At 39.9% G+C, this 22,038-nt stretch carries 11 protein-coding genes and 1 pseudogene; 5 read left to right on the top strand and 7 right to left on the bottom strand.

Annotation, left to right across the window (positions count from 1 at the left end; genetic code table 11):
- Positions 1–557 precede the first annotated feature (557 nt).
- Complete coding sequence (locus HT698_RS04305; protein WP_173218624.1) at positions 558–1,556, bottom strand: Rpn family recombination-promoting nuclease/putative transposase; 999 nt, start codon at positions 1,554–1,556, stop codon at positions 558–560.
- A gap of 197 nt (positions 1,557–1,753) precedes the next feature.
- On the opposite strand from HT698_RS04305, the gene HT698_RS04300 reads away from it, so the two are divergent.
- Both HT698_RS04300 and HT698_RS04295 read left to right on the top strand, forming a co-directional pair.
- On the top strand, positions 1,754–2,731 hold the full coding sequence (locus tag HT698_RS04300) for a Gfo/Idh/MocA family oxidoreductase (RefSeq protein WP_173218622.1): 978 nt from the start codon (positions 1,754–1,756) through the stop codon (positions 2,729–2,731).
- Entirely contained in the window at positions 2,728–3,810 is a 1,083-nt protein-coding gene (locus tag HT698_RS04295) for a DEAD/DEAH box helicase (protein ID WP_173218620.1), read from the top strand. The genes HT698_RS04300 and HT698_RS04295 overlap by 4 nt, the downstream gene beginning before the upstream one ends.
- A 527-nt stretch (positions 3,811–4,337) precedes the next feature.
- Here the strand turns inward: HT698_RS04295 and tuf are convergent.
- The 6 genes and pseudogenes from tuf to HT698_RS10285 all read right to left on the bottom strand — a co-directional run bounded on the left by tuf (position 4,338) and on the right by HT698_RS10285 (position 18,337).
- Positions 4,338–5,534, bottom strand: a complete 1,197-nt coding sequence (tuf, locus tag HT698_RS04290; protein ID WP_001040724.1) for an elongation factor Tu — start codon at positions 5,532–5,534, stop codon at positions 4,338–4,340.
- Positions 5,535–6,613: 1,079 nt separating this feature from the next.
- On the bottom strand, positions 6,614–7,483 hold the full coding sequence (gene gla / locus HT698_RS04285; protein ID WP_112444212.1) for an aquaglyceroporin Gla: 870 nt from the start codon (positions 7,481–7,483) through the stop codon (positions 6,614–6,616).
- Between the two features lie 225 nt (positions 7,484–7,708).
- A pseudogene (locus tag HT698_RS04280) lies at positions 7,709–7,942 on the bottom strand (ATP-binding cassette domain-containing protein); the annotation flags it as partial.
- Between the two features lie 160 nt (positions 7,943–8,102).
- Entirely contained in the window at positions 8,103–9,014 is a 912-nt protein-coding gene (locus HT698_RS04275; RefSeq protein ID WP_173219335.1) for an Rpn family recombination-promoting nuclease/putative transposase, read from the bottom strand.
- A 603-nt stretch (positions 9,015–9,617) separates the two neighbouring features.
- Entirely contained in the window at positions 9,618–12,155 is a 2,538-nt protein-coding gene (locus HT698_RS04270; protein WP_173249579.1) for a G5 domain-containing protein, read from the bottom strand.
- Positions 12,156–12,256: 101 nt separating this feature from the next.
- Positions 12,257–18,337: a YSIRK-type signal peptide-containing protein gene (locus tag HT698_RS10285; RefSeq protein WP_173279712.1), complete on the bottom strand. Its 6,081-nt coding sequence runs from the start codon at positions 18,335–18,337 to the stop codon at positions 12,257–12,259.
- 455 nt (positions 18,338–18,792) lie between these two features.
- On the opposite strand from HT698_RS10285, the gene HT698_RS04240 reads away from it, so the two are divergent.
- The 3 genes from HT698_RS04240 (at position 18,793) to HT698_RS04230 (ending at position 21,956) form a co-directional block, all read left to right on the top strand.
- On the top strand, positions 18,793–19,704 hold the full coding sequence (locus HT698_RS04240) for an Rpn family recombination-promoting nuclease/putative transposase (protein ID WP_173218068.1): 912 nt from the start codon (positions 18,793–18,795) through the stop codon (positions 19,702–19,704).
- 191 nt (positions 19,705–19,895) lie between these two features.
- A complete protein-coding gene (locus tag HT698_RS04235; RefSeq protein ID WP_173218070.1) occupies positions 19,896–20,843 on the top strand; it encodes an Rpn family recombination-promoting nuclease/putative transposase in 948 nt (315 codons plus the stop codon).
- A 210-nt stretch (positions 20,844–21,053) separates the two neighbouring features.
- Positions 21,054–21,956 (top strand): Rpn family recombination-promoting nuclease/putative transposase, encoded by a 903-nt coding sequence (locus tag HT698_RS04230; RefSeq protein ID WP_173218072.1) that lies wholly within the window; start codon positions 21,054–21,056, stop codon positions 21,954–21,956.
- Positions 21,957–22,038 lie beyond the last annotated feature (82 nt).

The following is a 22,038-nucleotide window of genomic DNA, read 5'->3' as shown; positions in this document are numbered from 1 at the left end:
CAAATTAGTCTTGAATTTAAATCAATTTATAACAATATTTTAAAAGCCCCTTGTACTATCCCAGCTTCAGCTCATTATATTTGTTCTAAATCCATTGATTATCATTCTACTCTTATCCTTAATCTAAGATTAGTATTTTGAGCTATCCTACATAAGTCTCCTGGCTTGCTTTTTGATTTTTGTTTATAGAATATTGAATTTGGAATAGTTCACTAGTACTTCTAAAACATTGATAGAAATTACTTTGACTTTCCTGACTGATTTGTTCAGTTCTTATTTCATTCAGATATGCTATGCATTAACCGATAGCGGATACCTACGGAGAACTTGACACTCAGATGTAGGACCTGCCCATCATACAAAAAAACAGACTTCATCCCACAAAGAGATAAAATCTGTTACTATTTTCTACACGATATTTCCTAATTTTTAATCCAGCAGTTGATCTGCCTGGCTGATGACTCACTCGGGTTCTTGAGTAAAAGGTTTGTTTCCGAAAAACTCCAACCATGGCTTGCGAACCTCGTCTTTGCTAGTTTCCCTGTATTTTTTAGGTCTTATTTATGATGGTTCTTCAATAATTCTTCAAACTCAGAGACAGTCATTCCCAATTGCTGGCTGGCAACCTCGGAAGTCAGAAGACCTTGACGGACCATATCTAGGAAGGCAAAAAGTTTTCCACGCTCTAGACCTTGTTCAATCCCTTCAGCTCGTCCACGTTCAATCCCCTCTGCACGACCGCGTTCAAGACCACGCTCTAACCCTTGTTCAATACCTTCTGCACGACCTCTCTCCAACCCTTTTTCTTCAGCTTGTTCCAAGGCATAGTCCTGAGCGAGTAAGGCTTGTTCTTCACGCCTGCGTTGTTCACTAAACATCTTCCTGTCCTCCTCGGACCAGCTCTTGTAATCTAGCAGTTGGTCTGCTTGGCTGATGGCTCGCTCGGGTTGTTGAGTAAAGGGCTTATTACCAAAAAACTCCAACCACGGCTTGCGAACCTCGTCTTTGCTGGTTTCTCTGTATTTTTTGAGTTCCAAGAACGCCATCTTGACCAGATGGTTTTCTTGTCCATTGTTTGTAATTGTTAAAATCTCACCTGTCGTGTCCTCGCGCATACTAAAGCTATGGAAAGCCAAGTCATCTGAAAAGTAATTGCTATCCACAATGGCAATTGCGTATACTGGTGCGATATGTTTGTAACTCTGATGGGTATCACCTTCACGCTGACGAATTTTTTCAAGATTTTGATTGACCTGACTGCACAGGTAAGCCCATAAACGATTGATGAAAAAATTCTGATGATGAACCTGAATTTCGATGATAACTTGCGTACCATTATCCAACTCCGCCAAAACATCTATACTTGTATAGAAATCCTGTGCCGAGTACGGTAAGGAAGGCAAGACATGAATGTTACTTCCCTCCAAAATGGTCACATTTTTTGCTGGTAAATCCAGCATATCGCGAATAAATTGACAAGTGATTTCTGGGTTGCTAAAAATTTTCTTAGCAACCAAGTCATTAGTTGGGCTGATGCCCGGATGTCTTAGAATCATCCTTTTCCTCCTTCTATTATAGCACATTTTTTAATCTAATTTACTAGATTTGATGCTTCTATCTATTTATTCGTAAAAGAAAGCTTTTCTTCAGAAGAAAGCGAATCGCTTATTTGAAAATTTTTACCCTCTGTTGGATAGTCCCGTCTATCTATGTTATAATGAAAGAAGGATTTAAAATCGGAAAAGGAGTATCTATGCTAAAATTAGGTGTCATCGGCACTGGCGCTATCAGCCATCACTTCATAGAAGCAGCCCATGCTAGTGGAAAATACCAGCTGGTCGCAGTCTATTCTAGGAAACTTGAAACTGCCGCAACCTTTGCTTCTCACTATGAGAATATCCAACTATTCGATCAATTAGAGGACTTCTTCAAGAGCTCTTTTGATGTAGTCTATATTGCCAGTCCAAACTCCTTGCATTTTGCTCAGGCAAAAGCTGCCTTGTCTGCAGGTAAACATGTCATTCTTGAAAAGCCAGCTGTCACTCAGCCACAAGAATGGCTGAATTTGCTTCAAACAGCTGAGAAAAATCACTGTTTGATATTCGAAGCAGCTCGCAATTACCATGAAAAAGCTTTCACTATCATCAAAAACTTTTTAGCAGACAAACAGATTTTGGGAGCAGATCTCAACTATGCCAAGTATTCTTCCAAAATGCCTGACTTGTTGGCTGGACAGACACCAAATGTCTTTTCAGACCGTTTTGCCGGTGGAGCTCTCATGGATTTGGGGATTTATCCTCTCTACGCTGCCGTTCGCCTCTTTGGAAAGGTTCAGGACGCAACCTATCAGGCTCAACAGCTTGACAATAGTATTGACCTAAATGGAGATGGAATCCTATTCTACCCTGACTATCAAGTTCATATTAAGGCTGGGAAAAACATCACTTCCAATCTTCCTTGCGAAATTTACACAACAGATGGAACCTTGACTCTCAACACGATTGAGCATGTTCGCTCGGCTATTTTTACCGACCATCAAGGCAATCAAATCCAACTCCCTATCCAACAGGCTCCTCATACGATGACTGAGGAAGTCGCTGCATTTGCACACATGATTCAGAAACCAGATCTGAATCTCTACCAAACTTGGCTGGAAGATGCAAGTTCAGTTCATGAGCTACTATATACCATGCGCCAGACTGCTGGCATTAGATTTGAGGCAGAAAAATGAAAAACAAACTACCAACTGAATGGCAAGAACTGAGTGACCAACTCGGTTTTCAAGAATTCACCCCCATTCAAACTCAACTATTTGAGCCCCTTCTTGCTGGAGAAAATCTTCTAGGAGTAAGCCCAACAGGAACAGGCAAGACCCTAGCTTACCTCCTACCAAGTCTTCTCAGACTACAAAAGAAAAAAGCCCAACAACTCTTGATCCTAGCACCAAATACGGAGCTTGCTGGACAGATTTTTGATGTATGTAAAACGTGGGCAGAGGCTATCGGATTGACTGCTCAACTCTTCCTATCAGGTTCAAGTCAGAAACGACAAATTGAACGCCTTAAAAAAGGACCAGAAATTCTGATTGGAACCCCTGGCCGTATCTTTGAACTAATTAAATTGAAAAAAATCAAGATGATGAATGTGGAAACCATCATCCTGGATGAATTTGACCAATTACTAGATGATTCTCAGATTCACTTTGTTGAGAAAATCACTCACTACGCACCTCGTGATCACCAACTGGTCTACATGAGTGCCACAACCAAGTTTGACCAAGAAAAGATTGCGCCAAACACACGTACCATTGATCTCTCTGACCAAAAACTAGACAACATCCAACATTTCTACATGCAGGTAGACCAACGTCACCGAGTGGATATGCTACGAAAACTAGCTCATGTGGAGGATTTCCGCGGTCTTGTCTTCTTTAACAGCCTATCAGACCTTGGAAGTTCAGAAGAAAAATTACAGTATCGGGAGATCCTAGCTGTTTCCCTCGCTAGTGATGTCAATGTTAAATTTAGAAAAGTCATCTTAGAAAAGTTTAAAGACAAGCAACTGACCCTACTCCTTGCAACAGACCTTTTAGCTCGTGGAATTGATATCGATAGCCTAGAATGCGTCGTAAACTTTGATGTTCCTAGAGATATTGAAACCTACACTCACCGCGCTGGCCGTACAGGTCGCATGGGTAAGGAAGGTTATGTTATCACTCTCGTCACTCATCCAGAAGAACTTAAAAAACTCAAGAAATTTGCGAGCGTACGTGAAATTGTCTTGAAAAATCAAGAACTCTATATTAAATAAAGCCCCCATTGCTCTATACACATCAAGTGTATGGAGCTTTTTTATAAGCAATTCAATTTTATACTCTTCGAAAATCTCTTCAAACCGCGTCAGCTTCGCCTTGTCGTATGTATGGTTACTGACTTCGTCAGTTCTATCTACAACCTCAAAACGGTGTTTTGAGCTGACTTCGTCAGTTCTATCTGCAACCTCAAAACGATGTTTTGAGCTGACTTCGTCAGTTCTATCTACAACCTCAAAAACATGTTTTGAGATGACTTCGTCAGTTCTATCTACAACCTCAAAAACATGTTTTGAGATGACTTCGTCAGTTCTATCTGCAACCTCAATACCATGTTTTGAGATGACTTCGTCAGTCTTATCTACAACCTCAATACCATGTTTTGAGCAGCCTGCAGCTAAAACTTCCTAGTTTGCTCTTTGATTTTCATTGAGTATTAGTTCAATATCTGAAAAAAAGAACCTTGCAAAGCAAGATTCTTTTAGTGTCTGACTTAAATAATTGTTCTTCTGGGAACTAAATCGAATTAAGCTTCGATTTCTGTAACCATACCTGAACCAACAGTACGTCCACCCTCACGGATAGAGAATGTAGTACCTTGTTCTACGGCGATTGGGTGGATCAACTCAACGTCGATTGTCACGTTATCACCAGGCATTACCATTTCAGTACCTGCTGGAAGTTCGATTGAACCTGTAACGTCAGTAGTACGGAAGTAGAATTGTGGACGGTAGTTGTTGAAGAATGGAGTGTGACGTCCACCTTCTTCTTTAGTAAGGATGTAGACTTCACCTTTGAATTTAGTGTGTGGGTTGATTGAACCTGGTTTAGCGATAACTTGTCCACGTTCGATTTCGTCACGTTGAACACCACGAAGAAGGACACCTACGTTATCTCCGGCAAGACCTTCGTCAAGTTGTTTACGGAACATTTCAACACCAGTAACAACTGCTTTTTGAGTTTCTTCTTTGATACCAACGATTTCGATTTCGTCGTTGACTTTAACGATACCACGGTCGATACGTCCTGAAGCAACTGTACCACGTCCAGTGATTGAGAATACATCTTCGACTGGAAGAAGCAATGGTTTGTCAGTGTCACGTTCTGGTTCTGGGATGTACTCATCAACTGTGTTCATCAATTCCATAACGATGTCTTCGTATTTAGAATCACCTTCAAGAGCTTTAAGAGCTGAACCTTGGATAACTGGAAGATCATCACCTGGGAAGTCATATTCTGACAAGAGGTCACGGATTTCCATTTCAACCAATTCAAGCAATTCTTCGTCGTCAACCAAGTCAACTTTGTTCATGAAGACGATAAGGTGTTTAACACCAACCTGACGTGAAAGAAGGATGTGCTCACGAGTTTGTGGCATTGGTCCGTCAGTTGAAGCTACTACAAGGATAGCTCCGTCCATTTGAGCGGCACCAGTGATCATGTTTTTAACGTAGTCCGCGTGTCCTGGAGCGTCGATGTGAGCGTAGTGACGTTTTTCAGTTTCGTACTCAACGTGCGCAGTGTTGATTGTGATACCGCGTTCGCGTTCTTCTGGAGCAGCATCGATAGACGCATAGTCTTTAGGTTGGTTAACTGATGAAGGCAAGCGACGTGCCAAAACAGTTGTGATAGCTGCAGTTAGGGTAGTTTTACCGTGGTCAACGTGTCCGATAGTACCAATGTTAACGTGTGGTTTACTACGATCGTATTTTTCTTTTGCCATTTGAGTAAAAGCCTCCAATAAAATATATTTTATAGATAGACAGTAGGCAATACAGTCTAACTTTCCTTACTATTTTATCAAATTTCAGCTAAATTGCAAGTGTTTTACAACGTTTTTGTGAATTATTCTTGGTAAAAATTTAACTAACTAATAGAAAGTACTAAATAGATTTATCCTTCAAGGAGTTTTCAGCATTATTCATCCACTCACTTGCTGAAAATACAAACAGTCTCTGGTTTATACTACAAAAGTAAACTAGGAAGCTAGGTAAAAGTTACTCACAACATCGGTTTAATACTCTTCGAAAATCTCTTCAAACCACGTCAGCATCGCCTTACCGTAGGTATAGCTGAGACTGGTCAAAAAGTCTTTGCAATCAGAAAAACATATAGTATCAGGTCTTGAGAAATCTTGCTACTATACGTTTTATTGTGGGAAGATTTACTTCATTTTCTCCTAAAGTCGAGTTTTTTGCCCAACCTCTTCTTCTACAACCTCAAAACACTATTTTGAGCTGACTTCGTCAGTTCTATCTACAACCTCAAAGCAGTGCTTTGAGCAACCTGCGGCTAGCTTCCTAGTTTACTCTTTGATTTTCATTGAGTATAAGATTGCAGATAAAACGATAAGGACGTCGGTCGAAAATAGCCCCCTAATCGCTTATTTTATAGTAAAATGAAATAAAAACTGAACATTTTGTTGAGGAAGGCAAATCAATTCCTCACAATGTTTGATAAAGAAGGGCGAACTATTCCAACTTCAACCCACTATAAAGCAGATTTACAAGATAGGGAACCCATCTCCGATAACATAATATATAGTAGAATGAAAACTGCACAATTTGATTGGGGAATTCAAACCAATTTCTCACAATGTTTTAGAAACAAGGATCTATTATTTCAACTGCAAGCTACTATAGCCCATTAAAGCTGAATAGCCCACTGAGACTTCTAAACCACTGCTGGAGAGGAGTGTGTTTCGATTTTCTTTCATTTCCCTAAAAAATCAAAAAGAGAGAACCAATCTGATCCTCTCTTACTTATAGATGGTGCTCACTCAAATGTTAAAGGAGCTATTTCTTAGAGATAAAGGAATTTGAATACAGCTACTGCCGCAATTGCTGCTGCGATAGGTGCTACTACTGGTACCCAAGAATACCACCATTTTGAATCGCCTTTATGCTCACCAAGAACTGATTTTGGAAGGAAAGCATGAAGGAGACGTGGTCCCAAGTCACGAGCTGGGTTCAAGGCAGGTCCTGTAGGTCCACCAAGTGATGTTACCAAAGCCATAACGAGGAATCCAAGTGCCAAGTGAGCCACAGAAAGTCCTGAAGCAGTGTGTGGAGCCACCTGTGCTTTAATAGCCAAGTCAGAAAAATCAACTGTTTGTCCTGCTTGTGTTGCCATTTGTTTCATGTATTGAAGCACTTCAGCACCAAAGAAGTTTTTAGTCAAACCAAGAGCTGCAAAGAACAAAACAAATGAACCAACAAACTCGTTTACAAAACCATTAACAGTTGCTGCATAGCGACTTTCTTTTGTACCATGGTCAATACTTGAAATAGTTGAGAAAGTTCCCAAGATGTTATTTGAGTTTTCAGTTTTCAAGTAGAATGGGCGGTGTGTTGCCACAACCAAGGCTTGACCAAAGATAGCCCCCAAGACTTGCGCGATAATGTAAGGTACCACTTGTGCCCAAGGGAAAAGACCGCTAACTGCAAGTCCTAGAGTGAAAGCAGGGTTGATGTGGTTCCCAGATACGTTACCAAACATCAAGGCTGGGATCATAACCCCCATACCATAACCAACAGCGATGACGATCCAGCCACTTTGGTGACCTTTCGTACCTTTAAGTTCAACGTTGGCAACTGCACCATTCCCAAGAATGATCAAAATGGCAGTTCCCAAAAATTCAGTGGCATACTTTAGTGCCCATGTGAAATCCATTTGCTAGATTCTCCTTAAAATTTTTTAGACATTCCTTATTTTATCAATTTTTACCCTATTTAGCAACTAGTTTCTGGAGAGATTTTTTAAAAATAATACTCTTCGAAAATCTCTTCAAACCACGTCAACGTCGCCTTGCCGCAGATATATGTAACTGACTTCGTCAGTCTTATCTACAACCTCAAAACGGTGTTTTGAGCTGACTTCGTCAGTCTTATCTGCAACCTCAAAACGGCTATCTTGGGCTAGGTAAGACAGAGAAATATCTTTTTTCTTATTGATTTCTCCGCTAGTTGTCTCCTCTTCTCCAACTAAAATCTTCAAAAGAGTAGACTTACCTGCACCATTTTTCCCAACAAGGGCAATCCGATCTCGTTCATCAACCTGTAGGTTGATATTATCAAAAAGAACCTCTCCTGCAAAAGAACGTTCAATTTTATTAGCTTGTAAAATAATCATACAAGTAGTATAGCATGTTTCCCTAAGGCATTCAAGACAATCGTCTTAACCCAAATATCCTAGAAAAACCGGCTCTGCTTATTCTTGGTATTAAAAAGTATTTGGATTATAAACTCTACTTATTTTTTTGCAAGATAGCTAGCTAAACATTTTCGCTCGTTTACAAGAGTGACTCAAACTCAGCGACAGTCATTCCTAACTGCTGGCTGGCAAATTCAGAAGTTAAAACATGTTGACGAACCATGTCTAAGAAGGCAAAAAGTTTTCCACGTTCTAAACCTTGTTCTAAACCTTGTTCTAAACCTTGTTCAACCCCCTCAGCCCTAGCGGTTTCCAAAGCATAGTCCTGCGCTAACAAGGCTTGTTCTTCGCGCATACGTAGTTGACTAAACATTTTCCTGTCCTCCTCGGACCAGCTCTTGTAGTCCAGCAGTTGGTCTGCTTGGCTGATGGCTCGCTCGGGGTGCTGAGTAAAGGGTTTATTCCCGAAAAACTCCAACCACGGCTTGCGAACCTTGTCTTTGCTGGTTTCTCTGTATTTTCTTAATTCCAAGAACGCCATCTTGACTAGATGATGTTCCTGTCCATTATTGGTGATGGTTAAAACCTCACCTGTCGTGTCTTCGCGCATACTGAAACTGTGGAAAGCTAGATCATCTTGGAAATAATTACTATCCACAATAGCTATTGCGTAAACAGGTGCGATGTGTTTGTAGCTCTGGTGGGTATCACCTTCTCGCTGGCGAATTTTTTCTAGGTTTTGATTGACTTGACTGCATAGATAAGCCCACAAACGATTAATGAAAAAATTCTGATGATGAACTTGAATTTCGATGATAACTTGCGTTCCATTATCTAACTCCGCCAAGACGTCTATACTGGTATAGAAATCCTGAGCCGAGTACGGCAGGGAAGGCAAGACATGAATATTGCTCCCCTCTAAAATAGTTACATTTTTGGCTGGCAAGTCCAGCATATCGCGAATAAATTGACAAGTGATTTCTGGATTGCTAAAGATTTTTTTAGCAACCAAATCGTTAGTTGGGCTGATGCCCGGATGACGTACAGTCATATTTGTTCTCCTTTCATTATAGCACATTTTTTAATCTAATTTACTAGATTTGATGCTTCTATCTATTTATTCGGAAAAGAGTAGAAAAAATAAAAGAAATCTCAAACTTTATAGCAAAATGAAATAAACTCTGAACAAATAGGAGAGTAAAGTCGAATCAATTTCTAGCAATATTTTATAAGTTATAATGTTCTATTCTGAATTTAAGATAACATATAATTTAAAGAGACTGGACCAAAACTCAACTTCCGGAGAAAATAAAGTAAATCTTCCCACAATAAAACGAAAACGCATAGTCTCAAGTTTTGAACACCTGATACTATGCGTTTTTCTGATTTGAGAGGCTTTTTCTCAGCCTCTTCTTAATCTTATACTCAATGAAAATCAAAGAGGAAACTAGGAAACTAGCCGCAGGTTGCTCAAAGTACTGCTTTGAGGTTGTAGATAAGACTGACGAAGTCAGTTACATATATCTACGGCAAGGCGACGTTGACGCGGTTTGAAGAGATTTTCGAAGAGTATTAGCTTTTCTCCACCCCACTACAGTTGACAATGAGCCAAAAAAAGAAGATGACGAATCATCTTCTTAAAAACTATGAGTTTTTAGTCTTCTTTTTTCTTGAAGAATCCTAGTCCTAGACCTGCTAACAAGGTCATGATACCAGCGCTAGCCAAGGTAGCATTAGCTTCTGTACCTGTGTTTGGCAACTCTGCTTTATCAGATGTTTTGGTAGATGTTACACTATCTACTGTCTTTTCTGATGTAGCTGTAGCCACTGCTTCACCTTTTTGTTCTGAAACTTTAGATGGTGCTGGGCTTGGAGTTTGGTCTTTTGGAGCAGGAGTTTGAGCTTGCTTGGTTCTAAACACATGAACTGTCAAGTTATCTCCCTCACGGTGACTCTCAACAAATTCATAGCCTGGAACTTCACCTGCTTCTTCCTTATCAACTGATGGAACCTTCAAGTCTTTTCCGTTTTCATCGCGCCATACTGTACGAACCGCTGGAGTTTCAGCTTTGTTTGGTTTTTCTGGCGTTGAAGTTGATGGCGAACTTGACGGAGTCATTGGATGACTAGTTGAGCTTTCTGGTGAGCTTGGTGTTCCATTCGCTACTTTCTCAAATGTATGCGTTAAAATGCCTTCTTCTAAGCGACTAGATAGCCACTTGTAGCCTGGAATTTCGCCAGCAGGTTGTTTGCCATCTACTGGTTTCTTAAGCTCAGTTCCTGCTCTATCTACCCATAGCGTTACTGGATACTCTGGGTTTGCTGCTTCGATTGATAAAGCAGCGTATACAAACGGAGTATAAGCACTCGTTTTATGCTTGGCTTGAGCTTGGACTTTTTGTTTATTGACAACTGATTCTCGTGGAATGGTTACAGTACCTGTTTTCTTGTCTAATGTAACATTTTCAGGTTGTTTGTCTAAAGTCCATTCACCAGTAGGTTGCTTGGTAAGAGTGAGAACTTCCTCACCAGAACCATCACTCTTAGGATAAGTGATTTTGACCGTATCCGCATCTTTCTTAGGAGCTTTTACTTCGATGCTTGCTTTATTCGCTTCTTCCACAATAGCGATAGTCGGCGGAGCTACCTTAAGATTTGGTTGGTCTGCAGGCTCAGATGGCTGTCCTGGTTGAGCTGGTGCTTCCTCAGGAGCGGTTGGTTGTTCAGGTTGTGGAGTCTCTGGTGTTTCCCCTGGTTTTGGTTGTGTACCACGTTTTACAACACGTGTAACTGGGTTTGTAGTTTCACTTGTTGGTTCATTTGCAGTCACTTCACCTGTATCAGGGTTGATTGCGTAGGTTGTAGTCTTAACTGTTTCACCATTGACACCAGCTGTAACTTCTCTCTCTTCCCCTTCTGGAATTGAGTTGTCATCCTCATAACGAGTTGGGAATGGAATTGGTGTTTCTTCAACCTTAGGTTGGGCACCGATTTTCACAACTCTTGTAACAGGGGGTGTTGTTTCTGACGTTGATGGATTTTCAGTCACTTTACCTGTATTAGGATCCACTTCATAGGTTGTTGTCGTAACTGTTTTACCATTTACACCTGGCGTTACTTCTGTTTCTTTACCTTTAGGTGATTCATCATCTTTTTCATAACGTGTTGGGTAATCAATTGGTGTTTCTTCAACCTTAGGTTGGGCACCGATTTTCACAACTCTTGTAACAGGGGGTGTTGTTTCTGACGTTGATGGATTTTCAGTCACTTTACCTGTATTAGGATCCACTTCATAGGTTGTTGTCGTAACTGTTTTACCATTTACACCTGGCGTTACTTCTGTTTCTTTACCTTTAGGTGATTCATCATCTTTTTCATAACGTGTTGGGTAATCAATTGGTGTTTCTACAACTTTCGGTTTTGTTCCGACTTCGTAAACATCGTCTTTTTTATCAGCATTTTCTCCTTCGTTTACTTGGATTCTATAGTGAGACGATAATACTACTGAGCCGTCTTCATTAACAACGTTGTCATCAGCATTCTCATCAACCCTAATAGGTTTACGAGCAACAACTATAGTGTCTTGCTCATCAATTTGCCCATCACTAGCTTCATATTTTCCATCTGGATTGTATTTCCACACACCTGGATTGTTTAGACCATCACCAGTTAACCCTGAGTCAACCACATGAGGATATTTAGGATCTATTTCACTTCTATATGGGACAGTTTTGCCGTCAATTGTTTCCCCAGCATGGCTATTATCTACAGGTTCTGGATTTTTGTATTCATCATCAACAGTATCATCTCCATCTTTGTCATACAATTTTGTAAACAACTTTGACATTGGATGATCAAAAAAATAATCCTCCTCTCCCTCTTTAGGTAAAATAAAACTTCGCCCATTATACCCTTCCTCTTTAAGGACAGGTGTGTGACTTTCAATCTCATCATTTCGAACGTATTTCTTACCTTTTGGAATAATAACTTCATAACCATCATCATTAGATGCGAAATTTTCAATATTATTCTCTCCGGGGTCTGCAATAGTATCTGAAGCATAAACTGTAACATTTGGTGCCATTATTGCAGCACCACCTAGGGTAATGATAGTAGCCACTACACAGGAACCGAAAACTTTTCCGATTTTGCGTAAAGCGTATTTTTTATTCTTAGTTGATTGTCTTGACATATTTTCCTCAATTTTACTTTTATTTTAGTTTATAGATTGTTGACTCCGAGCCAAAAGCCAGGTAACTCATCCAACTTTTGGCAAGAAGCAACGTTTTTATATTATTCGGATTCATCTTCTTCCTTCTTCTTGAAGAATCCTAGTCCCAAACCAGCTAACAAGGTCAATAATCCTGCCCCAGCTAAGCCAGCATTAGCCTCTGTACCTGTATTTGGCAACTCCTCTCTCTTACCTGTCTCATAAGTCGGAGCTTCTGGATCTGGACTCACTGGAGTTTCAGGTCTTGGAGTATCTGGTTCTGGAGTTGGCTCTGGTATTGGAGTCTCTTGATTTGGTAGTTCTGGGCTTGGAGTAGGAACACTTGGATGCTCTGGATTTGGTTGTGGGTTTGGCTCCTCAGGCCTATCTGGAATTGGTTCGTTAGGAAGAACTGGCGGTATCTTTTCAAATCGATGAATCGTAATACCATCCTCCGTTACAGTTGTAATATATCTGTATCCTGGAATATTTCCAGCTTCATGAGTACCTGGTTGATCTGGTTTAAGTGGATTACCATCTTTATCAAACCAGACTGTAATTTTATATTCTGGCTTGTCTACAGATGGAGAACCTGCAAAGAAAATATGTGTGACTTTATTTCCTTCCAAACGACTTTCCAACCAAACATGATTTGCAATTCGACCTTTTTCATGGAAACCATTTTCAGTTGGTCTTAAGACATTTCCATTTACGTCAATCCATTCTGTTGTTCCTTCAAATTTAGGTACATCAAGAATATTCGGCATAACGCTAACAATCTTACTTTGTTTGTACTTATGTTTTGTTTGCGTATCTACCCATGTCTTCGGTTGAACTTGTTCACTTGGAATGTAAACACGACCATTCGTCGGATTGATAGTCACTCCAACTGGAGATTTTTCAATTTTCCACGTACCATCTTTATCTTTCTTCGTAACGATAGTTTCTTTTTCAGTACTGTTTCGTTTTGTAAATGTAATAGATAAAGTATCGGCATCTTTATTTGGCACGTCAACTTCTACAGTATTACCGCTTGGACGTTCGACAATTCTCGGTGTCGGTGGAATAACATAGATTTGACGTAACTTCACAACAAAGACTTGAGACGGATCTTTTCCTTCTTCATCTTTTACGTTATCAAATGTTGCTCCATCTTTTAGAGGATTGTCTACTAACTCGTAGTCACCATTATTAACTGGGTCACCTGTTAGTTTCTTCAATGTATCATTAAAGTTTTCTGTTGGGATTTCCTCTCCAGTTTTACCTGTCAGCGACATCCTTGAAGCAACAAGCTCCGTTTCTTTTCCATCTTCGCCTACGACAACAAATTTGACAATAGCTCTTTGTCCATCTGGTGTATACTTGATTGGTGTATCCATCTTAGGATCATCTGGCGTTTCTGGAACTGGTGGCACCTTATATCCTTTTTCTGGATGTTCCGGATCTATAGGTACTAATGGAGTTCCGTTTGGTGTCTTAGGTGTATAGCCTGGAACGTATGGAATCACTGGCACTTTCGGTACTGGTTGACCTGGTTGTGGCGGAGCGGTTGGATAATCTGGAGTTTTAGGCTTAGTTGGATCATCTGGATCATTTGGATACGGAATTGGTGTTGGTTCTTCTTTTCCTGGTACTTTTGGCACCCATGAACCGATTTTTCTGTATTCAACTGTCACCTCATATGATTCTGTATCAGGTGAAACAGATTTATTTTCTACAGAAGCGACACTTGCAAGGTATCCATCTAATACAGGTGTATTAACTTTTGATAACTCTTTTGTTTCAGTATCCCAATTGCCAAATTTTGTTATATATGTTGTCAAACTAGTAGATGCATCTCTTGAAAATTCAACTTTATCTACTTTTGTTTTGATTTTTTCTGTATTAAGTTCTGTTTTGACTTCTTTTCCGTCTTTAACATCGATTTGAACGTATTTAATTGTACGTGTTACTGGTATAATTTCTTTATCTTTTGATATAAGTTCATTTACTACAATTTTGTAAATTTGTGTTGGTTCTGTAGAATCGTCCTTTGTATCATATTTAGTTGTTTCTGATATAGGGTTCTTCGTTGATACGATATATCCTCGTTGTTTTAAAGATGCAATTTTATTATCAACTTTTTCCCTATCTTCTGTTGTTACTACTTGATCAGAAACGCCATTGAATTCAAGTTTTTCTTTAGGTAATTCTACTTCTTCTCCAGTTGTGACGTTTACAACTTTGATAAGAATTTTTTGTGGATTTGGTTTGTACTCAATTATAGTATTATTTTGAGGATCCTTTGGTATTTCTGGTACCTTGTATCCTTTTTTAGGATCTTTTGGATCAACTGGTTCTAACGGTGTTTCACCAATTTTTGGTGTGTATCCTGGTTCGTATGGAATTACCGGCAATTCTGGAGTTTTTGGTTTTTCAGGAGTTCCTGGAGTTTCACCACCTGGGGTCTCATTGCCTCCACCGGGAGTGTTATTTCCTCCTGGGTTCTCAGGTTGAGGGTTTGGTGTTCCATCCGGATTTTCCGGTGTTTTTGGATAATCTGGATATTTAGGTTTTGTTGGATCTTTTGGATCGTTTGGATATGGAATTGGTGTTGAATCTTTTCCTGGTATTTTCGGTACCCATGATCCTAACTTAGTATAAACAACTTTTTTCTCAATGTTTGTTACTTCACCAGTCTCAGTAGGTTTTGGAGCATCTTGCCCTTCTACTTGTTTAATATCCGCTACATAGCCAGTTTTTAATGGTGTATCGACTGCTGGTAATTGACTTGCTGGATGGCTTTCATCCGTAGTTGCCGTCCATTCCCCATAAGTGATTTTTTTAGTAACCAAGTTATATGTTGCAGTACGTTTGAATAGAACTTTATCTACCTTATTTTCTACTCCACTTGGCTCTTCTTGTCCGTCTGGTGTTTCTTTCTTAACGTAAGTAATTGTTCTTGTTACTTCTTTTTTAAGATCAGATTCTTTTAGTCCTGTTTCTGGCCATTTTGGTCCTTCTCCGTTATTCGGATCTACTGGATCGTTTGGATTTTTCGGCTCTGTTACTGTTTCCACTTTTTCTCTTACAGTAATCGTATAAGACTGCGTTGGCTCTTCTCCGTCTTTATCCTCTTTGTCGTCTCCTTTTCTTGAATCAGGAATTCCCTTTGTAAAGGTATTATCGACGATTTCATATCCTAAGTTTTGCAACTCTTTTACTTTGTCTTCTACAGATTTTGATGGGAATTCTTCGCCTACTTCTGTTTCAAGATTTAGCTTATGGTCAACTAATTCGACAGGGTCTCCTGCTTCTTGTTGCTTCTTCACATGAACAACTGCTTTTGCTTTGGCTGGCTCCCCTTCTTCGTAGACAAAGGTTACAATCTTATCAGTTGAAGTCACTGAGCCTGTAACAGCCTCTGATCCTGCATATAATCCATCATTTAACGATCTTTTAAGGCGGTATTTTTTCTCACCTGTGTTAATCCCACGTAATTTCTTACTTGTTACATCGTAGCTTGACCCAATAAGGGCTTCTTTTTCTACGAAGTAGGTACCATTATCAGATTTTTCTCCGACTTTTTTAGCGTCTTCTTCAGATAGTGGTATATCTTGTCCCTGTTCATCGACATACTTGACCTTTACATTACCAGAGATAGCTTTTCTAACTTCCGATGTTTTCTTACTTTCATCGATTTTTCCTTTGAGTTTTTTCCCTTCTTCTGGTGGAATTTTTTTATCTTCCACCTGTTTATCAATGATTCGTTTGGCTACTTCTTTAGACGGTTCTACGGTATCTTGGATTACTGAGAAATCGGCTAGGATTGGTAAGTTATATTGAAGTCTTGGACTTTGCTTGTTAACACCAACACGTTTTTCATTTTCCGCAAACACTTGCACTTTATAGGCTACAACGTCTTTACCTAATGGAATATCTCCTGTTGAGAAGTATCCACCTTTACCTAGTTTGTCATTATCTCCACCAATTTCCGCATGAATTTTTTCTGATAATTCCTCATCAGAAATTACATTATTACGTATAACGTTTTCTTTTTCAACAAAATAGGCAGTGAATTTTGAAAGACCATCTTTTTCCTTCGCAGCAAGTTCATTGGTCTTTATTCTATTGTAGTCAGCTTCTGTTAGTTGACTTGCATCAGGTTGCACTTCCGCTTCCATGTGTGATCCAAGGATTTTTGCTTCTTGACTACCGTTTCTTGCTTCCAGGTAAGTGTAGGCGTTTGTAGATCCAAGGGCTGATTTTAAGGCAGAGATTTCTTTTTTAAGTTTAGTTTTTTCCTCTTCATTCGTACTGCTTGCTAAGCTAGCTTCTTTTGTTTTCAGTCTAGCTGCAAGCTCTTCACGATGATTCTTCACTTTTTCTGGATCCGTTTGGAGTTCTAATTGGTCTGTATCTCCATGATAGATAATTTTTTTCGCAGTCGGCAATACAAAATCTAATAATTTATAGACACGATCTGGGTCTTTACTTTTTATTGTTCCATCTGCATTTTTTTCCGTAGAATAATTATTCCATGTTGGAGAGTTTTTTTGAACCTCACTATCCGTCATATTTTTTAAATGATTATTTAAATCATTTCCATATCTAGTAAACGTTTCTTTAAAACCAGTCTCCTTTTTGAAGGTTTTTTCATTTAATTTATCCTTATCTACTGGCAACTCAACTATAGCATCTCCATTTTTAGCGAGTTCTTGTTTTACTTCCTCTTTCAAAGCTGCTAGTTTGTCTTTATTTGGTCTTCTTTCATCTGGATATTTTTTCTTATATTTTTCAGCTGCAAGAGTATTGACTTTGTTATCGTACTCGATCTTTAAAAGCTTTTTAATTAATCTATTAACCTCACTTAAATCCACACCTTGGCTGTAACGTTCTTCGTTCTCTACTACTCCGTCAATTCGGTTGATAGTGTGGTCATAGATGGTCTCTTCCACTTCTTTTGAAGTATCATTCTTATCCTTTTTAATAGCTTTAACAACAATACGATAGGTCCCTTTTGACCCTTCATAGTCTGAGATATACCCTGTTACAAAGTCGATTTTCAAGCGACTTCCATATTTGGTAGAAAAGGCAGTGAAGGTTTTTTCTATTCCATTGAATCCCTCAATATTTGGAGAATGTTGGAGAATATCTTCCTTCTCTTTTACAGGTAATTTATCAAGAGTATTCCCAGTTCTTTTCTCTGTCTTTATTTCAAACGTAGATCCATCTTGTGCTGTATCAGTTCTATTGGCGATAGTACGTCCTTTAGCAAGCATTAACATATATTTGAAGCGACGGTCTAATGCTTGCTCGTGAAGGTAGACTCGGTCAAGTGCATCAGAACCAAGCATCCCGCCTTGCTCTTTTTCTGTGGTTGAACCCTTTTTATAGTACCAACCAGTGAAATACCCTTGAGCATTTTTCTTACCGATGGCGAATGTTCCACCGTCTATAGCTTTCCAACCACCGAACTCGTTAATTTCACGAATTTCACCATCTTGTAGTTTCTCGCCATCTTCATCTTTAACGACTTTTCCGTCTTTAAATCTCAGTGCATCCCCAAGGGTGTTCATATTTCTCAAGTATGAACGCTCGTTGTTTTGGAAGTCATCCGGCATATTTTGGATGATTTTGTACATGTACTCAACTGTAGCATTCTTACCAGGAGTATCAAATGTTAAGTGGGCATTCTTATCATCCGAACCCTTTTCTCCATCTGTAGGTACATGTACCCCAGGCTGATAGTCTTTTACTGTCTCACCTTTACGATTGGCATCCAGTACAGGTGAATTTTCACCTGTTGGCTGGTTCTCTCCTGATTCAGTTCCTGTAGCTCCACTCGATGGATTACTTGCATCCCCATCAGGTAACGCTCTTTTAGTCCGACGAGGTTTGGCAGCTTCTGGAGCTACTAGCGGATTTTCAGCTACGGGAGCATTATAGGTATTTGCTGCTGCATCTGTATTGCTGAGGTCAGGCTTGTTTCCTGTCTTTCCATTTCCAGACTGTTCTGGATCTGTCGGGTTTGCTGCCCTCTCAGTTTCCCTCGCTGACTCCACGCCCTCAGCATGAGCAATCCCAGCTCCCATCAAAAGATAGAGCGCCCCAATGACAACACTAGCTGCACCGACACTCACTTTCCGTATACTGTATTTTAATTGTTTTTCTGGATGATTCATTCTTACACTCCATATATATATATATATATATATATATATATATTGTGCCCTATTACTTCCTATATAATAGAATACAATTCATGAATATATTATACACCAGTCGGCTTGAAACTTCAAATTTTTTGAATGGAAAGACGACTCTTTTTACTAAGACCAAAGCTAGGTTAGAAGTCCATCATCAGTAAGCCAACACCAAAGATGAAGCCTCATCATCCTTGCCTTGTCGTGTGCATCTTATGGACTTACTTCCTCCTATCAGCAAGCTCAGCGCCGTGCTTTGAGACCTTTCCAGCTTGCTTTTAGATTTCCATTAACTTTTACACTTATTTCTTTAAAAAATGAGACAATTTGACATTTTTTCTACTCTTTTTCTACTTTTTCCGAATAAATAGATAGAAGCAGTGAATCTAGTGAGCCTAGATTAAAAAATGTGCTATAATGAAAGGAGAAGAAATATGACTGTACGTCATCCGGGCATCAGCCCAACTAACGATTTGGTTGCTAAGAAAATCTTTAGCAATCCAGAAATCACTTGTCAATTTATCCGCGATATGCTGGACTTGCCAGCAAAAAATGTGACCATTTTGGAGGGAAGTAATATTCACGTCTTGCCTTCCCTGCCCTACTCGGCGCAGGATTTCTATACCAGTATAGACGTCTTGGCGGAGTTGGACAATGGAACCCAAGTTATCATTGAGATTCAGGTACATCATCAGAATTTTTTCATCAATCGCCTGTGGGCTTACCTGTGCAGTCAGGTCAATCAAAATCTTGAAAAAATTCGCCAGCGTGAAGGTGATACCCACCAAAGCTACAAACACATAGCACCTGTTTACGCTATTGCAATTGTGGATAGTAATTATTTCCAAGATGATCTAGCTTTCCACAGTTTCAGCATGCGCGAGGACACGACAGGTGAGGTATTAACCATCACAAACAATGGACAAGAAAACCATCTGGTCAAGATGGCATTCTTGGAATTAAAAAAATACAGAGAAACCAGCAAAGACGAGGTTCGCAAGCCGTGGTTGGAGTTTTTCGGGAACAAACCCTTTACCCAAGAACCCGAGCGAGCCATCAGCCAAGCAGACCAACTGCTGGACTATAAAAGCTGGTCCGAGGAGGACAGGAAAATGTTTAGTCAACTACGTATGCGCGAAGAACAAGCCTTGTTAGCGCAGGACTATGCCTTGGAACAAGCTGAAGAAAAGGGTTTGGAGCGGGGACTAGAGCGTGGGCGAGCTGAAGGCGGTTTCGCAATGTTAGCAAATCTAGTTCGCCAACATGTATTAAGCACTGAATTTGCCAGCCAACAGCTGGGTATGACTGTGGCGGAGTTTGAGGCACTGTTGAAAGAACATAAGTGAGAAATCTGTAAATATTACACGATACAAAAACAACTAAAAAGGATAGCTAAATTTCTTGATGTAAAGAGTTTGGCTATCTTTTTTGTTAGGAAAGTTTGAACTTTTCACTTTCTTTTCCGAATAAATAGATAGAAGCAGAGAATCTAGCAAACCTAGATTAAAAAATGTGCTATAATAAAAGGAGGAAAAGGATGATTCTAAGACATCCGGGCATTAGCCCAACTAACGATTTGGTTGCTAAGAAGATTTTTAGCAATCCAGAAATCACTTGTCAATTTATTCGCGATATGCTGGACTTGCCAGCCAAAAATGTGACCATTTTAGAGGGAAGCAATATTCACGTCTTGCCTTCCATGCCTTACTCAGTTCAGGATTTTTACACTAGTATAGACGTCTTGGCGGAGTTGGACAACGGTACTCAAGTAATTATTGAGATTCAGGTACATCATCAGAATTTTTTCATTAATCGTTTATGGGCTTATCTGTGCAGTCAGGTCAATCAAAATCTAGAAAAAATTCGTCAACGTGAAGGTGACACCCACCAGAGTTACAAGCATATCGCTCCTGTTTACGCCATTGCAATTGTGGACAGCAACTACTTCTCAGATGACTTGGCTTTTCATAGCTTTAGTATGCGAGAGGACACGACAGGTGAGGTTTTAACCATTACCAATAACGGACAGGAACATCATCTGGTTAAGATGGCTTTCTTAGAACTAAAAAAATATAGAGAAACCAGCAAAGACAAGGTTCGCAAGCCCTGGTTGGAGTTTTTTGGGAATAAACCCTTTACCCAACAACCAGAGCGAGCCATCAGCCAGGCAGACCAACTGCTGGACTACAAGAGCTGGTCCGAGGAGGACAGGAAAATGTTTAGTCAACTACGTATGCGAGAAGAACAGGCATTGTTAGCACAGGACTATGCTTTGGAACAAGCTGAGGAAAAGGGCTTGGAGCGTGGTCGCGCAGAGGGGATTGAACAGGGCATCGAAAAAGGTTTAGAACAAGGACTTGAACGTGGAAAACTTTTTGCCTTCCTAGATATGGTCCGCCAAGGTCTTCTGACTTCTGAGGTAGCCAGCCAGCAATTAGGCATGACTGTGGCTGAGTTTGAGGCACTGCTGGAAGAACATAAGTGAGAAATCTGTAAGCGTTATGCAATCTTAAAACAACCTAAAAAAGATAGCTAAATTTCTTGATAGAAAGAGTTTGGCTATCTTTTTTTACTTAATGTATTGCTATTTTCAGGAAAGTTTGAACTTTTCCCTTTCTTTTCCGAATAAATAGATAGAAGCATAGAATCTAGCAAATTAGATTAAAAAATGTGCTATAATGAAAGGAGAAAGAATATGACCTTACGTCATCCGGGCATTAGCCCAACTAATGACTTGGTTGCTAAAAAGATTTTTAGTAATCCAGAAATCACTTGTCAATTTATTCGCGATATGCTGGATTTACCAGCCAAAAATGTGACCATTTTGGAGGGAAGTAACATTCATGTCTTGCCTTCCCTGCCCTACTCGGCGCAGGATTTCTATACCAGTATAGATGTGTTAGCGGAGTTGGACAATGGCACTCAAGTTATCATTGAGATTCAGGTGCATCATCAGAATTTTTTCATCAATCGCCTGTGGGCTTACCTGTGCAGTCAGGTCAATCAAAACCTTGAAAAAATTCGCCAACGAGAAGGTGATACACACCAGAGCTATAAACACATCGCACCAGTATACGCTATCGCAATTGTGGACAGCAACTACTTCTCAGATGACTTAGCTTTTCATAGCTTTAGCATGCGCGAGGACACGACAGGTGAAGTCTTAACCATCACAAATAACGGTCAAGAAAAACATCTGGTTAAGATGGCTTTCTTAGAACTTAAAAAATATAGAGAAACCAGCAAAGACGAGGTTCGCAAGCCGTGGTTGGAGTTTTTCGGCAACAAGCCCTTTACCCAACAACCAGAGCGAGCCATCAGCCAGGCAGACCAACTGCTGGACTATAAGAGCTGGTCCGAGGAGGACAGGAAGATGTTTAGTCAACTACGTATGCGTGAAGAACAAGCCTTGTTAGCACAGGACTATGCTTTGGAACAAGCTGAGGAGAAAGGGTTGGAGAGAGGGCGTGCAGAAGGCGGTTTCGCTATGTTAGCAAATCTAGTTCGCCAACATGTATTAAGCACTGAATTTGCCAGCCAACAGCTGGGTATGTCAGTATCTGAGTTTGAAGCCTTGCTGGAAGATTATCACCAATAACGGTCAAGAAAACCATCTAGTAAAGATGGCATTCTTAGAACTAAACGTCTAATCACAGATTAAAGATGCTGGGTAAAAGTCT

Source organism: Streptococcus sp. 3109 (genome assembly GCF_013276905.1).
Taxonomy (GTDB): Bacteria; Bacillota; Bacilli; order Lactobacillales; family Streptococcaceae; genus Streptococcus.
This window is presented reverse-complemented; position numbering and strand designations above follow the sequence as displayed.